Annotated in this window: 17 protein-coding genes; 3 read left to right on the top strand and 14 right to left on the bottom strand. The window is 35.2% G+C overall.

Annotated elements, in window-relative coordinates:
- Positions 1-19: 19 nt before the first annotated feature.
- Complete coding sequence (locus F3I00_RS02625; RefSeq protein WP_020806863.1) at positions 20-1,813, bottom strand: FAD-binding protein; 1,794 nt, start codon at positions 1,811-1,813, stop codon at positions 20-22.
- 210 nt (positions 1,814-2,023) lie between these two features.
- Here F3I00_RS02625 and F3I00_RS02620 point away from each other — a divergent pair, with 210 nt between their 5' ends.
- Complete coding sequence (locus tag F3I00_RS02620; protein ID WP_020806864.1) at positions 2,024-2,908, top strand: LysR family transcriptional regulator; 885 nt, start codon at positions 2,024-2,026, stop codon at positions 2,906-2,908.
- 136 nt (positions 2,909-3,044) lie between these two features.
- On the opposite strand, the gene lacG is transcribed toward F3I00_RS02620, so the two are convergent.
- From lacG to F3I00_RS02560, 12 genes are all read right to left on the bottom strand, one after another.
- Positions 3,045-4,472 (bottom strand): 6-phospho-beta-galactosidase, encoded by a 1,428-nt coding sequence (gene lacG / locus F3I00_RS02615; protein WP_003649281.1) that lies wholly within the window; start codon positions 4,470-4,472, stop codon positions 3,045-3,047.
- A gap of 15 nt (positions 4,473-4,487) precedes the next feature.
- Positions 4,488-6,185, bottom strand: a complete 1,698-nt coding sequence (locus F3I00_RS02610; RefSeq protein ID WP_020806865.1) for a lactose/cellobiose PTS transporter subunit IIB — start codon at positions 6,183-6,185, stop codon at positions 4,488-4,490.
- A 50-nt stretch (positions 6,186-6,235) separates the two neighbouring features.
- Positions 6,236-6,592: a PTS lactose/cellobiose transporter subunit IIA gene (locus F3I00_RS02605; protein ID WP_020806866.1), complete on the bottom strand. Its 357-nt coding sequence runs from the start codon at positions 6,590-6,592 to the stop codon at positions 6,236-6,238.
- An 11-nt stretch (positions 6,593-6,603) separates the two neighbouring features.
- Positions 6,604-7,443, bottom strand: coding sequence for a PRD domain-containing protein (locus F3I00_RS02600; protein ID WP_020806867.1), 840 nt, complete (start codon positions 7,441-7,443; stop codon positions 6,604-6,606).
- A 304-nt stretch (positions 7,444-7,747) separates the two neighbouring features.
- The gene (locus tag F3I00_RS02595) at positions 7,748-8,005 is read right to left on the bottom strand and encodes a hypothetical protein (protein WP_003647656.1); all 258 of its coding nucleotides are present in this window, start codon (positions 8,003-8,005) and stop codon (positions 7,748-7,750) included.
- 28 nt (positions 8,006-8,033) lie between these two features.
- Positions 8,034-9,452 carry a PTS transporter subunit IIC gene (locus F3I00_RS02590; protein ID WP_003649284.1) on the bottom strand — a complete coding sequence of 473 codons (1,419 nt, stop codon included), beginning with the start codon at positions 9,450-9,452 and terminating at the stop codon, positions 8,034-8,036.
- Positions 9,453-9,476: 24 nt separating this feature from the next.
- Complete coding sequence (locus tag F3I00_RS02585) at positions 9,477-9,791, bottom strand: phosphotransferase system, galacitol-specific IIB component (RefSeq protein WP_020806868.1); 315 nt, start codon at positions 9,789-9,791, stop codon at positions 9,477-9,479.
- A 27-nt stretch (positions 9,792-9,818) separates the two neighbouring features.
- Positions 9,819-10,310 carry a PTS sugar transporter subunit IIA gene (locus F3I00_RS02580; protein WP_003649285.1) on the bottom strand — a complete coding sequence of 164 codons (492 nt, stop codon included), beginning with the start codon at positions 10,308-10,310 and terminating at the stop codon, positions 9,819-9,821.
- 241 nt (positions 10,311-10,551) lie between these two features.
- Positions 10,552-11,232: a DUF4867 family protein gene (locus F3I00_RS02575; RefSeq protein ID WP_003647660.1), complete on the bottom strand. Its 681-nt coding sequence runs from the start codon at positions 11,230-11,232 to the stop codon at positions 10,552-10,554.
- Between the two features lie 18 nt (positions 11,233-11,250).
- Positions 11,251-11,826 (bottom strand): galactose-6-phosphate isomerase subunit LacB, encoded by a 576-nt coding sequence (gene lacB / locus F3I00_RS02570; RefSeq protein WP_020806869.1) that lies wholly within the window; start codon positions 11,824-11,826, stop codon positions 11,251-11,253.
- Between the two features lie 13 nt (positions 11,827-11,839).
- On the bottom strand, positions 11,840-12,268 hold the full coding sequence (lacA, locus tag F3I00_RS02565) for a galactose-6-phosphate isomerase subunit LacA (RefSeq protein ID WP_003647662.1): 429 nt from the start codon (positions 12,266-12,268) through the stop codon (positions 11,840-11,842).
- Positions 12,269-12,283: 15 nt separating this feature from the next.
- Positions 12,284-13,048 (bottom strand): DeoR/GlpR family DNA-binding transcription regulator, encoded by a 765-nt coding sequence (locus tag F3I00_RS02560; RefSeq protein WP_020806870.1) that lies wholly within the window; start codon positions 13,046-13,048, stop codon positions 12,284-12,286.
- Between the two features lie 416 nt (positions 13,049-13,464).
- Here F3I00_RS02560 and F3I00_RS02555 point away from each other — a divergent pair, with 416 nt between their 5' ends.
- Positions 13,465-14,796: a solute carrier family 23 protein gene (locus F3I00_RS02555; protein ID WP_003649289.1), complete on the top strand. Its 1,332-nt coding sequence runs from the start codon at positions 13,465-13,467 to the stop codon at positions 14,794-14,796.
- Positions 14,797-14,916: 120 nt separating this feature from the next.
- Here F3I00_RS02555 and F3I00_RS02550 read toward each other — a convergent pair whose 3' ends face one another.
- Positions 14,917-15,753 carry a helix-turn-helix transcriptional regulator gene (locus F3I00_RS02550; RefSeq protein ID WP_020806871.1) on the bottom strand — a complete coding sequence of 279 codons (837 nt, stop codon included), beginning with the start codon at positions 15,751-15,753 and terminating at the stop codon, positions 14,917-14,919.
- Positions 15,754-15,858: 105 nt separating this feature from the next.
- On the opposite strand from F3I00_RS02550, the gene F3I00_RS02545 reads away from it, so the two are divergent.
- Positions 15,859-16,665, top strand: coding sequence for a Cof-type HAD-IIB family hydrolase (locus tag F3I00_RS02545; protein ID WP_020806872.1), 807 nt, complete (start codon positions 15,859-15,861; stop codon positions 16,663-16,665).
- Positions 16,666-16,686: the final 21 nt, after the last annotated feature.

The following is a 16,686-nucleotide window of genomic DNA, read 5'->3' as shown; positions in this document are numbered from 1 at the left end:
TCTTCTCCCCTAACCAAAGCTATTTGCTTTTACGAGCATTCTCTATTGCTTGTTTAACAGCATCTTTAAATGCTCTACTAGTTGTACTTGCACCAGAAACTGAGTCCACGTCAGCAGAATTATGGTCGAGCATTTCTTGGGTCAATTTTGGTATTGCCTGACCACCCAAATCGCCAGATTCTTTTTCTTGAAGCGTTTCGATATTCTTTAAGTTTTGATTTTCATCTAAAGTTACACGAACAACAATTGGAAGATCATTAATCCCTTGATCGCTTGACCCAATTCCTTGATTTTTACCAGCTTCAAAATGCATCTTAACTTGATGTGCATCACTCTTTAAATCTTCATGAACTTGACTTGCGCTAGTAACAGCATCTGGAAGATCTACGTTATTCTTTATTTTTGCTGCATTAGTTCCAGCAATCTTTCCTGAAATTAATAAATCAGCAATTGAATTGGCCCCTAAATACTTAGTGGCAAAAATGTCTCCTAATTCTCCGGCTTCATATAAATTAGGAATTGCCTTTCCATCAAGTCCAATTACTTCACATTTAGAATTTCTCTGTGCACCACCATGTGTATGCAAAATATTATGACGAACAGGAATTGCATAGTATGGGCCTTCTTTTAAAGATCTCATAGTTTCAATTTTTCTGTTCAAAAACATATCTCGTTTTTTCACATCAGTTAAGAAATTAAAGTCTTCAACTGCCTGCTTTAAATATGGCGCATCAATTTTTTTAGATAATTTTTCAATTGAATCAGCTTTAATTGCATATGAAATCAATTCTTTAATTTGATCTGCCTTAGCTGACTGATCGTTAGAAAGCTGCTCATATTGAGCTTGATCCATAATGATATGTGGATGATTTTGATTAGGAATCATAACCCAATTTCCATGATTGTACTTGTAGCCATGACGATCTTCTTCATCTTCTCTAAAGTAACGAGTTCCATCATCCCCTGCCACAAAAATTGACCCATTAAATAAGCTCTTCCAATTAATCATGTAAGCAAATTTTTCTCGTGGTTCATTTTGTCTAAGTGATAAGCCATGTGAATCGTAGTTAGACATATGCCATAATCGCGCACCTGCTTCAACAGCAAGATCAATTCCCTTACCACGGTTATACAAAGTACCAATTGGCGCAAGCGAACCTTGACCCAAAAAGTCTTGAATCATACTTTGATTATTTTCAAAACCGCCTAGACTTAAGACAACTCCTCTTTTAGCAGCAACATTTACTTCTCTATTATTTCGCTTAATAACAGCACCCATTACTGTATTAGTTTCTGGATCTTGAATTAAGTGCTCTGCTGGCGATTCAAACCAAATATCAATTTTGTCTAATCGATCAAAAACTTGCTTACGAAGCAATTTCCAAAATCCGCCATTGTACATCCCTTTAGTCATACTTTGAGACTGCATAGAAGCTGCATCTTTATATTCTGGATATTCTCCATTTGGTCTTCTACCCGTTGGTTGAGCTTCAATTCCAAAATACTTTTTTGAATACTCCTTCATTTGCATTACATTTTTGATAAAGGTATCTAAAGCTTCTTCATCATACTTAAATGGATAATAGGTCTGCTTATAGTATTCTTTCAGTTGATCGAAATTTGATCCCCAAGCAAAAGCACCGCCAGCATATCTAGTATTACCACCTTCGCTTCCTTCAGGAGCAGCATCAATCAAAAGAACTTTTGCATTATTATCAGCAGCAAAACGCGCTGCACCTGCTCCGGCGCCACCAAAACCAATTACAATTACATCATATGTGGCATCCCAAGATACTTTCGTCTTATACACCATATGCTCTTCTCCTCACAAACTTGTTTCATCCTTTACACATAGCAATTTATATCTCTTTATAAACTTTTTCTAGTGGGTAATTGTGAATAAAATTGAACTACTCAACTCTATAAAACCGCATATATCATAGCTTCCTTGCAATTGTGAAAAATGTAACTTATAATTAAAAAAGATTAGTTTATAAAAAATATTTATAAAAGAGATAATAATATGAACGATAAGGATCTATTATATTTTTGCAAATTAGTTGAAACGCAGAACTATACCGTGACTGCTAATTCATTCAACGTTACACAACCGACAATTTCGATGGCGATTAAGCGACTTCAAAATAGATTTGATGATCCCTTGATTTTTCAAAAGAATCGCAAAAGTAGAATTACACTCTCACCCGCAGGTGAATTACTTTATCAGAAAGCCAAATATCTTTTAAAAGAAATGGCAAGTATCGATTACGACGTTAAACACGCCAATATTAAAAAAATTAGAGTAGCCTTTTCTGGGATTGCTGGTAGTATTTATATTCCTGAAATTATAGAAAAATTTTATAAAGAAGACATTGTTAACCTGTTAGATGCTCGCTTAGAAAGAAGTGCGACTGCATTTAAAGATTTAAATAATGGCGATGTAGACGTTGCTATCTATTCTTGGATGGTGCCAATCAACGATCCTGCCTATTTTATCCGTAATTTAGATAGAACAGAGTTAGTTATCATTACCGGTAAAGATGATCCTTGGAAAAATAAAAAAGTCATTGATGCCCAGGAATTAAGAAACCGCAAGTTTGTGGCCAGACAAAAAGGTTACTTAACCAGAGAATGTTTGGAAGAAGAGGCAAAGCTCGGCGATTTTACTCCAAACATTTTATACACGGCTCGAACAATGAAGCTAATGATCGATTTAGTTAAAAGAAACGTTGGTATTGCTCTAGCAATGGAGAATTCCGTTAAAGAGGAAAAGGATCTCCACATAATTCGTCTTCGTTCAGGACAAAAACTCTGGGCATACATGCAAATTGCAATGAGAAAAAGTTTTATTCCCAATAAATATCAAAAACAAGGAATTGACATTCTTCGGAAGTTCCATCTAAATTAAACAAAACCAGCTAAGCATTGAATGCTTGGCTGGTTTTTACCTGCACGTTTACTTGAACTTAATATATACTTCTAAACTTTTCCATCAAAAAAAATAAGTACTTTCATTTAGTACTTAGCTTTTACAAATGATTTTTTTAATCAATAGAAGGAATTTCTCGAGTTTCAGCTAATTTCTTATACCAATATGCACTCTTTTTGGCATAACGCTTCTGCGTCTTAAAATCGACATAGAATAAGCCATAACGCTTTGAATAACCATTCGTCCAAGAGAACATATCTTGCAGTGACCATACAAAGTAACCATTGACTGGAATACCAGCTTCAATTGCCTTAGCTACTTCTTCCATATGTTGCTTTAGATAATCAATTCTTGGTGTATCATCGATGATCTTATCTTCGCCTTCAAACTTATCTTTATAACCCATTCCGTTTTCGGTAATATAGATTGAATGAACTAAAGGATAATCATCGTAAACACGCTTCAATTGATCATACATCCCTTGTGGATAAATGATCCAATCCCAATCAGTTGCTGGCAAGTCCTTCGGGTGAATTTCTTCACCAACGCCTTTCATACGGTTGACATCAGTTCCCTTTTCACCAGTACCGTTATGAATGATTTCGGTGTCACCATGATATTCTTTCATAAACTTCGAGAAGTAATAGTTAACTCCCACAAAGTCTAATTGCTTTGCAGCTTTAAGAAGTACTTTTTCATCTTCTGGCTTGATGTCAATCATTTGTTGACCATTAGCATCAATAATCTCTTTTACTAAAGCAAGCGTATGCTTAGAATACTTACCAGCTAACGTTCCATCAAGATAAAACTTATTTTCTAAAACATCTTTTAATTCAGCAGCATGCTTGTCACCTTCGCTGTCTGTTGCTGGATAAACAGTTTGAAGAGCATGAACAATACCAATTTGGCCAGTATAGCCTGCTTCTTTATAAGCATTAACAATCCGGGCATGAACTAGATTCTGGTTATATTCAGCTTTAAAACACTTATCAAATTGATCCTTGTATGCAGGAGGGAATGTTCCACCAACATATTGTTGACCAGCCATTGATGTAGGTTCGTTAATGGTAATCCAGTATCTAACTTCGCCAGCATACTCCTTAAAGCAGAACTTAGCATATTCAACAAAAGCATCTAACATTTCTTGTGATAGCCAGCCACCCTTGTCTTGCAAGGCTTGTGGTGTATCAAAGTGATGAAGCGTTACGAAAGGTTCTACGCCTTCTTCATGACATTTCTTAAATAACTTGTGGTAGTATTCAACACCTCTTGGCTCAATTCTTCCTTCACCTTCAGGGAAAATTCTTGCCCAGTCAATTGAAACTCTAATTGCGTTAATGTGAAACTTTTTACATAATTCTAAGTCTTCTGGATAACGGTGGTAAAAATCACAAGCTGGATCTGGATTAATTGTTCCTTGTTCACGCAAGTACTTATCCCAGATTACTTCACCTTTACCATCTTCTTTTGTTGCGCCTTCACATTGGTAAGCAGCAGTTGCACCGCCAAAGTAAAATCCTTTTGGAAATTTAAATTCTTTCATTAATTTTTACCTCAATTACTTATCTTCATTCTTGCCTTCAAGGCTATCAACAACAAACTTAAATGCTAAATCAGGTTTCTGAGTTAATTCAATGTACTGACGTCCAGTAGTAGTGACTAATTTAGAACCGTCATGATCAGCAATTTCTTTCAAGTTATCCTTCATACTATCCATCTGTGGAGCCAAAATAATTAAGTCCATATCATGAATAATATCCATGTGTTGACCATAAGCACGAGCTGCTGCGTGAAGTGGCAAATTACGTTCTTTAGCCATCTTGTTTAAGGCCTTAGCTAAGATACCTGAAGTACCACCACCGGCACAGATAACCATTACGTTAGTATCTTTGGTAATACCTTCTTTAGCTTCTTTGTCAGTAGCTGCAAGGCTAGCAGTTGAATCATCAGTAGCAGTAGCTACGCCAGAAGCTTGTTCTGCAGCAAGCTTAGCTTGTTCTTGTTTGTACAAATCGTTGTCGTAGAACTTAAAGAATGGAATCCAAATTAAAGTATCAACAACTAAAGTTAAAATTACATAAACAAATGATAAACCAGCAAAACCAGAAGATACGATAATACCAATTGGAGCTGGAACAGTCCAAGGTAAAGTGTTGTATAAAGCGTTCATGTGAAGAACTTGAACAAAGAATTTATAAGCACAGACATTGAACATTGGTGTTACCAAAAATGGAATGAAGAATACTGGGTTCATGATAATTGGAGCACCAAACAAAATAGGTTCGTTAACTGAGAAACATCCAGGAATAACTGCGGCTTTACCAGCAGCCTTGTTTTGAGCTGATTTAGCTAAAAGTAAGAAGATGAATGGAACTACGAAAGTTGATCCAGTACCACCCATGTTCATAACGTAGTCTTGACAGTTAATAGTTAAAGCATGGCTTGCTTGCATTCCTGCATGAACTAATTGTTGGTTCAAACCAACGTTAGTAGTCTCAATTGCAGCTACGGCTGGTGCAACAATTGAAGGACCTTGTACACCAACGAACCAGAAGAATGCCATCGCACCAGCAACTAATGCTAAACCACCATAAGTATCACTTGCGTGGAATAATGGTGAAAGAACCTTTACTACACATTCTGATAAATTTGCACCAAAGAATTGATTTAATACAATTTGTACCAACCAGAATAATGCTACTGAAAAAGTCATTGGAAAAATGTCTTTAAAAGTTTGAGCAATGTTTTGTGGTACAACATCAGGCATTTTAATAGTTACATTGTTCTTAACACATGCATAGTAAATATTAGGTACGATCAAACCAACAATATATGAAGCGATTAATCCTTGCGTACCTAAGTAAGTTAAATCTAATCCATTTTTACCAACTTTAATAGCAATAATAATGAATGAAATTTCAGCAGCTAAGATAACGTTCATTGGATTAATCTGGTTTGTCTTAGGAAGCTTTAAGTTCTTATAATCAGTTAAATTCTTCGCACAAGTTGCAGTTACATATAAAGCAAGCAAGCCCATTGAATAGCTATAAGGCAAAACCAATGCATTTTCTACTGCCTTAGGCCAATAAAATCCCCATGCGTTTGGTACATATGCAATCAGCGTAAACAAACTTGAAAACAAAATAATTGGCATGGCAGCAATAAAGCCGTCACGAATTGCTGAAACATATGGATTAGCCGCTATTTTTTCGAATTTTGGCTTCATTTTATCCATTGCTTTGGTAAAACCATTCATCTTTTCTTCCTCCTCATCCTAAGTTTAAAAATCATTTATTTTTAAACTACTTATTCAATACTATTTCCTTCGAGCTTATTTACTCGTTCATAAAGATTAATAATTGTCTTCATCTGGTCCTTCAAAAGCATTGTGGTCATCAATGTATCTTGACCGTGAACCATAATGAAGGTCACATCCATATCATCTCCTCCAGCTTCTTTACTCAAGAGCTTAGTTTGTTCATTGTGAGCTAAGTTGATTGATTCCTCCGCCTTCTTAACAAGTTCTTTTGCTTCAGTAATCTTTCCTTCACTAGCTTTATCCATTGCCTGCATTAAGTAAGTTCTTGCATCCCCTGAATATGCAACAATTGAAAAACCAGTCATTGAAATATCTTCTTTAGTAATTTGATTTTCTGCGTCCATTTTTATTCTCCTTAGATCAATCTCTGAATATGAATTGTTAAATATGTTTGTTCGCTTAACGATAACTTTATTTCTAATTTTTCTTGCATTAATTCTTTTATTCTCTGAACTATTCTCCAAGCCTTCGAATAACTAGCTTCTATTTCTCCAATCATTCCTTTAGAAACTGGTAAACTATCTGGCTCGTGATTATTAAGCCGATTAATAAAATACTTCAAATGAACTAACAATCTGTCATAATCGTTGGCATTTTTTTGCGTTCGATATATCCCATTTCTTTCAAGCTCATTTTGAACAACTTTTATGATTTCTTCATTTTCTGTTTGACTCTTCTCTTCTTCAACACTTCCACTAGTATGAGCATTGATAAAGTGAAGGGCGATACTCTTATGTTCTGACTCTGGAAAAGAAATATCTAAACTACTTTTAAATCCCTTAATTACGTCATCCGCAATTTTGTAAGCAACTGAATAGTTATCACTTAAATCTGGTAAATAATTAACATCATTATCGCCATTGATTAAGCGCTGATACGCCCCAAATAAATGTGTTGTTAAAGTTACGTAGATGTAAGGTTCAGCAGCAAAATGATATTTTGCCTGCACTTGATCAATTAAGTCATAACTTGTAGTTACAAAATCTAGCGGTACGTTTGATAACAAAGTTGTTAAATCATTAACGGTATTTCTATCTCTTATCTCAAATATTTTGTCGACATTCTCTTCTTGGATTAAATCTCCTTTTTGCTTATGAAAAGCAACACCCCTTCCCATAACAATGTTTTGTTTATTATTCCTGGTATGAACAATAGCAACATTATTGTTTAATATTTGAACTATTCGGTATTCCATCTCTCACCCCTCCAGGAAAAATAAAAAAACCACGAATTTTAATACGAGATTACAGTTAGTCATCTGTATTAAAAATTCGCGGTTTTGCCTAATCGTATTAGTAACAATCCACATTTATTTTTGCTTACACATGTATATTAGCATGTAATCTGTCTAATGTAAACGCTTTTATTAGTATTTATTTATTTTATTATTTATTGTCCCTAAATAAAAAGAGATTGGTTTCAATTCCAATCTCTTTTTGCGTGCGGTTTTTCTAAAAATATAAATCTTAACTTTTTTTAATAACTTATTCTAAACTGTCTTAATTCTTATTCTTGGCGTCTAAAGGTCTGCCCTTCCAGTCATAATATTTACGGCTGAGACGATTCTTTTTATTATCGAATACCACCAAGCGATAAAGGGCATAAATAGTACCAATCATTGCAAAGCCTTCAATAAAAATATTTTTAAAGAAAAGTTGTGGAATATTAATCGCAATTACAAATATTGTCCAATATAATACTCGCTTACGTCGTGCTTCTTCTTCGCGGCTAACTTTCTTTGTCTTCATAAAAATCATCTCTACCGTTTCTAAATAATATTATTAACTATGCTTCTTTAGCAGCTGCTGCATATTTAGCATTACGCTTCTTCATTTCTGTTGAGTACCACCAGAAGATTAAAATATAAGCAGCAATGGCTAAGATTGCATAAACAATGAACATTCCTTGATGCTTCCAAGCGTTACCTACTAAGTAACCTAAGAATTTTTCAATAGGACCTTCCATAGTAGTATCTGATACTAAAGTGTGAGCAGGAATGTTAGCACCAACTTGGTGAGCTACTTGAGTTACGAATGGAGCAACTAAAGTACCTGCCCAAAGGAAGATTGGTAATTCAATGGTACCAATGATAATCATTCTAATAATCTTACCACGAGTTACAACTAACAAGGCTGGAGTAACACCCATGGCAATAATACCACCTAAAGGCATTAATCTGTTGCCTGGAATAACCATAGCTTCAACCATCATAATTGGAGCTAAAACATTGGCAGCTGCCCAAATTTCAGCACGTCCAGCGATGAATGGCCAGTCAAGACCAACATTGAATGTACGTCCCTTAAATTTTGAAGTAGCGAAGTTTGAAATACCTTGTGATAATGGTTCAACAGAAGCAATGAACCAAGAACCAATAACTGAGAACAACTCAATACATGCACCGGCTGTGAAGGAAAGAGTAAACATTGTCTTCCAACCTTGTTCAGTTGTAAAGTTGTAGCCAGCAAGTAATGAAACAAAGATACCTAAGTAAACACCAATTGCGAAACGACTGCCCCAGAAACCAATTTTTTCATTTAATTTAGCTGAGTCAAAGTCGTATTTATCAAGCCATGGTAAGCACTTATCAAAGAACTTATTGAAGACCATGATTACTGGGTTCATCATATAGTTCATGTGAGTAGTAGTCATAGGGTTGCTTGATGGAGCATCTAGCAAGTCGTCAAATGTTGGCTTCATTAAGTCTGAGTTGACGATCTTCAAGTAACCAATAAGTAAAATTAATAAAGTTGCTAACCAAAGTGGTGCGCCGCAGAATACTGCAAACAAACCAACAAAGGCTGAGTGCCAAACATCAAAGATATCAACATCTAGTGTGTTAGTTCTCTTGAAGATCAACATTAAAACATTCAAGATAATTAAAACTAACAAGAAGTACAAGGTATATGGAGAACCCCAAGTAATAGTGGCAAGTGGTGCCCATCCCATATCCATGATATCTTTATGCATACCAGTATTCTTAACGAATTGATTCATCGCTGGTGCAAAACTGGTAGTCAATAAGTTCATAACATCGCCGATCGCCGTTAAGGCAATAGCTAATTTCATACCACCTTCAAGAGCCTTACTAAATTTAACTCTGAAACATAGAGCAATAATAGTAAGAACAACCAACATGATTGTTGGTGCTCCCATATCAATTAAAGGCTTAAAGATAGCATTCGCAAAATCAATTATCGCGTTCATTTTCTATTCCCCCAGGAATAACTGCTATTCGTTTTCTACCTTTTTAACTACTTCTTCAACCTTGTCATAAACAGGTTGAGCCATTGCTGGAATTCTGTAAAGAATTGGACCTGCTTCAATTAAAGGAATTTTAGGTTCAAATGCTAGATCAGTTTTAGCAATAGTCAAGTATGCATCATAGTGATTAAGCATATCTTCGTTTACATCCTTAATCATCACAGCATCAACATGAACATTGTGTCCACGTTTCTTCATTTCTTCTTCAACAGCATCCTTAATTTGGTGAGAAGAGTTAACCCCTGCACCACATGCAGCTAATAACTTAACTTCCTTTGCCATAATAAATACCTCCCAAAAAATATCTTCCTATTCTTGCTTAAAATTCTCACTCATAAAATCAAATATTTCTTTAGTTGAAGTGAGATTAAACAGCCTAATTAAATCTTCAACTGGCGTTGTGGATAAGAACCCCATAATCTGTGCTAGGACATTTGCCTGTCCTTCCGGATCATTGTTTAAAATCATAAATAAGAATTTAACTTCTAAACTTTCATCCGGAGCAATCATATTTTGAAACTTAATTGGATGTTTCAAAGCGATTGGAACAATCAGACGAGCATTTACAAATTCGCCTTCTGTATGAGGAATTGCGACATTTGGCAACTCTTTCGAAATTGGCGAAGTGTCAATTCCAGTTGGATAATGCTCTTCTCTTTCAATAATATGTGAAAGGAAATTTCCTTTTACATAGCCAGCCTTTAATAATTTGCCATAGACCTCTTTTAGGACTTCTTCCTTACTCGTCTTGTCGCTGGTAAAAACTGCGTCAGGAGCAAATAAACTAGTTGCCACTGTCATATGAACCACCTTTCCAGTATCTGTAAATGAACTTTTACTTTTGTTTTTTATATGTTAGATATTGTTCATTTACTACACCATTATCATATAATACTGTTCGTTAAATTACAAGCGCTTTCAAAAATGATTTTGAACTTATTTTTGCATAAAAAAATGGAGCATATAATTATATGCTCCATAAGTTTCTATTAATAAAAGTTGAGGGAAATTTATAAATATTGTAGTTTATTGCGCTTATTATTTATTCATCAAGTGGAGTTGTTTTAATTACATCCCCACTTAAACCGACTTGATAACCTTGTTCAATCTTATCTTTACGAGAAGGGTGAACGACTTGGAACTTTCCGCATTTAACTACGCGTGGATTCAGACTCTTAACGCCTTCAGGTAAAACAGCGTTAGTACCATGAATTACAGCCACAATTACCTTGTAGCCCTTCTTAGTTATCTGAATTGGAGCATAGTGAAGAGTATCATTATAGAGTTCTACAATAGTACCTTTTGGCATGTAGAACATTCTAGCTTCAGTATTTGGATCAACAAAATGCTTCTCTTCCAAAGTTTCACGCTTACCAAGCACCATTAAGACATCATCAAGCATAATGTTTACTTCTGAACATTGGTGATATTCAAATGCAGTAAATGTATCTGAGTGACCCAATGTAACACCAGCATCAATTGGAATTTCACCAAAAATATCACGCTTTACAGCAAGCATAGTATAAGTGTCAGCTAGTTCAGGAATGTTAGCAATATACTTCATGCCAGTTTCGGGAATTGGAACCTTCTCCATTACCTTATAAACATCATCTAAATTAAAGTCATTAGTGTAGAGTACACCGTATTCTTTAAAAGATGGATCATCCAAAGTTAAAATCTTATATTGGGGATTTGCTTTTCTAAATTCTTCTAATTTACTCATGTTATTACCCCATTCTAACTAATCGTGATATACACCTTCAGCCCACTTCTTGTTTTCTTCGTCAAAGAAGTGTTCATTGTCCTTTTGGTCAGGATTTGGTTTAGCAATACTATCGATCTTTTCGATTAACTTCTTGTTTTCTTCAGTTGGTTGATACTTTTCATTCAAAAATGCATCAGCAATGTAGAAAATAAAGTCTCTTCCTAAAACAATACCGCCCATACCTAAGACGTTAGCATTTAATTCACGCTTAGCATACTTAGCTTGAGCAACATCGCCAACCATTGCGGCACGAATACCTTCATTCTTATCAGCTGCAGTTGAAATACCAATACCAGTACCACACATTACAATACCAACATCAGCTCTGCCGTCAGCAACAGCTTCAGCAACACGCTTACCATACATTGGGTAGTGAGTTCTAGTGTTGTCATAAGTACCAAAGTCTAAGACTTGGTATCCTTCTTCTTTCAAATGGTCAGATAATGCCATCTTAATTGACGTAACAATGTGGTCATTACCTAATGCAACAACAGTATGTTTATCAATCTTTGGGTCTACAAATTCTGGTTGTGGTCTATCATTATCAAACATTTTCAAGCCTCCTCTAAATCATTTTTTCAAGCATGTCTAAACGAACTTGGTGACGTCCGCCTGCATATTCAGTATGCAAGTAGTAATCAATGATTGATTCGGCAAGCTTTTCACCAACAATGCCACTACCAATTGCCAATGCTTTAGCCCCGTTGTGCATAGCAGTCATGTGTCCAGTTCTTTCTTCGTTAACATCAGCAGTTACCATGCCCTTAACCTTGTTTGATGCCATTGCTGAACCAACGCCATATTCATCAAACATAATAGCCTTCTTAATACCATGGTCTAAGACTTCATGCGTAACTTTTAAGCTAGATTCTACAAAGTCTTCTGCTGGTTCTGGCGTTACATCTAATACTTCATAGCCGCCATCTTCTAGATACTTTTTAACTTTTTCTTTTAATTCAAAACCTTTTTTGTCACTACCAATAACAACTTTCATGTTGTTCTCCTTTCGCTATTCACTACCCTGATATAAAGTCGTGATTTGGCTGTAATGCTTTACGATATCCGGATCAAGCCCAGGACTTGTAATCAAACCATCAACATCGTATAAGTGATAAAACTCATAAAAGTCATTGCGGTTAATCTTGTGATAATCAGCCACAACATACTTTTTACGTGAGCGATTTAATCCCAAGCCTTGCGTCTGTCCTTCTTCTAAGTTAGCAGTCATCATTGAGGTGTCCTTGATTCCGTTTACGCCAACAAAGCCACGATCAAAAGATATTCCTCTTAACTGATTATTTGCTAATGCCCCAATGAAAGCTCCGCTAACTCGACGATATGCTCCACCAATTAAAATTAGTTCATAATTATTTGTATTCTTTTTAGCTGCTTCAAAAACAGGCAAAGAATTAGTAACAATCCGTAATTTCCTTTGATTTAACTTAGCAACCATAAACTCTAGAGTCGTTCCTGGTCCAACATATATCGTTTCGCCATCTTGAACAATCTTACTTGCAACTTCAGCAGCTGCTTTTTTTTCAGAAATGTTGATTTCTCTTTTTTGCATATAATTCTTTTCAACTGAATCTTGCTGAGAAATCACTTGCGCTCCCCCATGAATTCGCATCACTTTACCAGTCGTATTCAATTCATTGAGGTCTCGTCTAATTGTCATATCTGAAACTTGCAACGCCTTAGCCAATTCATCAACGGTCACAAACTTTCTATCAGTCACAATTTCTAAAATATTTCTTAATCGTTCTCTTTTTAGCATTGTTCACCTTAATTCTATTTGGCTAACCAACTCATTACATCTTTATTATATATGTTCATTTATGTTTGTCAAAGTTAATTTATGTTCATTTTCATCAAAAATTGCCAAATAGCCCTTCTAAGCCGTATTATAGCAACGATATCGCTTACAAATAAAATATTTAAATTTTTTGTGAACTTTCAAACTCACAAGTTAGAACAGCTCAAATTTCACACTTGACTTTTTTACTATAACTTAGTTAAATAAAAAAGAAATATAAGTGATGACCTTTAATTTAGTCCTGTGAGGCTATCAAGGAAGTCTGCGCGTAAACTATTTTTGCATAGTTTTAAACAGAAACGACTATCTTAGAGGTAATTCTTTAGATAGTCGTTTTTTCTTTAGGTCATCCAAATGTCGTTTTCAAGGAGGAAAAAATGAAAAAGATGCCTAAAGACACATTTCATAATGATGATGCGATCTTAGACGTTTATGAAAAGCCTGAACTTGGACAAGGAATTTTGCTTTCAATGCAGCACTTGTTTGCCATGTTCGGTTCAACCGTTTTAGTTCCAATTTTAGTCGGAATCAATCCAAGTATTGCCTTGCTTTCATCTGGTGTAGGTACATTAGTCCACATGCTTCTTACCCACTTCAAGATTCCAGCATACTTAGGTTCAAGTTTTGCCTTTGTTGCTACTATGCAAGCCTTAATGAGACAAGATGGCTATCCAGCAATTGCTCAAGGTGCGATTGCTGCTGGTCTTGTATATGTAATTGTAGCTTTAGTCATTGCAAAAGTTGGTTCTGATTGGGTTAATAAAGTTTTGCCACCTATTGTAGTCGGTCCAATTATTATCGTAATTGGTTTATCTCTAGCAACTACTGCCGCTAACGACGCCATGATGAAAGGCACTAAATACAACTTAACCTACTTTGGAGTTGCAATCTTCACATTAGTTATGACACTAATTTTCCAAATGTGCTTTAAAGGCTTTACTAGTCTAGTTTCCATTATGCTTGGAATTGTCTGTGGTTATGCCTTATCTTGCGTCTTAGGAATTGTTGACTTCTCTGGTGTAGCAAAAGCCGCTTGGTTCTCCATGCCTGCTTTAGACCTACCTGGAATCAGCTACCACTTTAAGTGGTATCCTGCAGCTATTTTAACTATGGCTCCAATTGCCTTTGTTACTATGACTGAACACATGGGACATATTATGGTTCTTAACTCTTTAACCAAGAGAAACTTCTTTAAGAATCCTGGTCTTCACAGAACTATGATGGGTGATGGTCTTTCAACAATTATTGCTGGTTTCATCGGTGGTCCACCTACCACTTCTTATGGTGAAAATATTGGTGTTTTGGCAATGACTAAGGTTCACTCAGTTTGGGTATTAGCTGGAGCTGCTGTATTTGCAATTATCTTTAGCTTTGTTGGTAAAGTCGCTGCAGTTATCGAATCAATTCCAATGCCAGTTATTGGTGGTATTTCTTTCTTATTATTCGGAACTATTGCATCTAACGGTCTTAAGATCTTAGTTGACGACAAGATTGATTTTGGTGAAAAACGTAATATGTTAATTGCCTCAGTTATTTTAGTTATCGGTATTGGTGGTGCCTACCTCCAACTTGGTAATTTTCAATTAACTTCAGTCGCTTTATGTACAATCTTCGGTATGTTAATGAACTGGATCTTACCTAAGAAGGCAGCCAGTGAAAAAGCATTAGAAGCTGAAAAGAAAGAAAAAGGACAAAAATATTTTAATTAGTTGAATATATGAGAAAAGCTAGAATCCATGTAATGTGGATTCTAGCTTTTTTCATATAAAATATTTTTTTGTATATCTTTATGTATCTTCATATTTTTATTGCTAAAAAATATTGATAATTCATCTAATAAAGTATTTACTAAACTCATTTCGATATTCCGTTGGCGTCTTATGTTTCCATTCTTTAAAATTTCTATTCAACACCCGTGCATTCGAAAATCCACTCTCAAACGCCACCAATTCAATTGGCTTATTTGTGCTCAGTAGCATTTCTCTAGCGTGCATCAAACGAACCAGCTTTAAGTATTTACCCATGCTCATATTATTGCTCTGCTTAAGTTGCCGATTCAGAGTTACATGCGAAATATTAAATTTATTTGTAATATCACTAACCTGAATATCTTCTTGAAAATGATCATTAATATATTTAATTATTTCATCCCCCAAGGGAAGATTAGGATTTCTAGTAACTGGCTCTTTCTTATTAAAATTCTGATCAAGTAAGACAATAATTCTCATTAAATGACTTAAAATCATAAAACGTCGAGCGTCAGTCAAGCTTTTTTGACACAATTCACCAAGTTCAACAACTTCTTTTTTTAACTCCTTATAAGCAGTTTGATTATTAGTACTATTTTTACCTAATAAATCAAGATTCCAATTGATACTCGTTGGATACTGGCTCAATAAAAAGTCATCATCAATAATAAAACCTTCATACTTCCAGTCTTCATTTTCACCTGAAGCACTATGAATTTGCCGGCGGTTAACTAGCCAGATATCGCCACTATTGAAATGGTAAGTTTTACCCTCAAGTGCAAAACGCAAATCTTTTCCTTTAATTAAATAGTTAAGCTCAATTCCCTGATGCCAATGCTCTGGCTCATTTACCTGATTATCACGATAAAAATAAAATGGTAGTCTTTGATTATTTTGAACTTCCTCATGCTCAACCATTGTAATCCCTTTCAAAATAATTACTTCTTAGTTACAGAAATGACACTTAGTTTCTATTTATAAATGGTATCTTAATAGTGTAAAAAATACGAGGAGGAAATAAAAATGATTAAATTAATCGCCTTAGATACAGACGGTACACTTTTAAACTCTAAAAATAAAATTCTTCCCTCTACTAAAGCAGCAATTAAAAAAGCTTTAGATCAGGGAATCAAGGTCGTACTTTGCTCTGGTCGACCAATCGCGGGTCTTGCGCATTTCATGAAAGAACTTGGAATTGAAGGCAGTGATCAATATGCCGTAACTTTAAATGGTGCAATTACGAGAACCGCAGACGGAAAAATAATGACGCAAGATCTTGTCAGCAATAAGCTTTACCGCGAGCTGACTAAATTTGCTAAAGAGCAAAAAATTCCTTTCAATATTGTTGATCCAGATTCGAGAATTATTACTGCAGATCATGACGTAGATTACTTTGAATTACTGCAAGCCTGGGAGAATACGGCTCCACTGTTCATTAGAACTCCTGATGAAATGCCTAACGACTTTCAGATTTCTAAAGGCTGCTTTGTTGGCGATAAAGCTCCTCTTGATCAATTTGAACCAATATTAAGAACAAAGTTTGATCAAGATTTATATATTGTTCGTGCAGATGACCATTTCTTAGAATGTCTACATCCAAACGTAAACAAAGGAAACGGTTTGAAAGAATTAGGTGAAAAGATTGGCATTAGCACTAACGAAATGATTGCTTTTGGGGATGAAAGAAATGACATTTCTATGTTTGATATCGTAGGAACTGCTGTGGCTATGGGTAATGGAAGTCAAGAAGCTAAAGATCACGCAGACTTTATCACTGCATCAAACGATGATGACGGCATCGCAAAGGCTTTAGATAAGTTTGTTTTTTAATAAATTATTAAAAGGAGACTG

Source organism: Lactobacillus sp. JM1 (assembly GCF_009834385.1).
Lineage (GTDB): Bacteria > Bacillota > Bacilli > Lactobacillales > Lactobacillaceae > Lactobacillus > Lactobacillus paragasseri.
The sequence above is the reverse complement of the archived record's forward strand: the minus strand, read 5'-3'. Positions and strand labels throughout refer to the sequence as shown.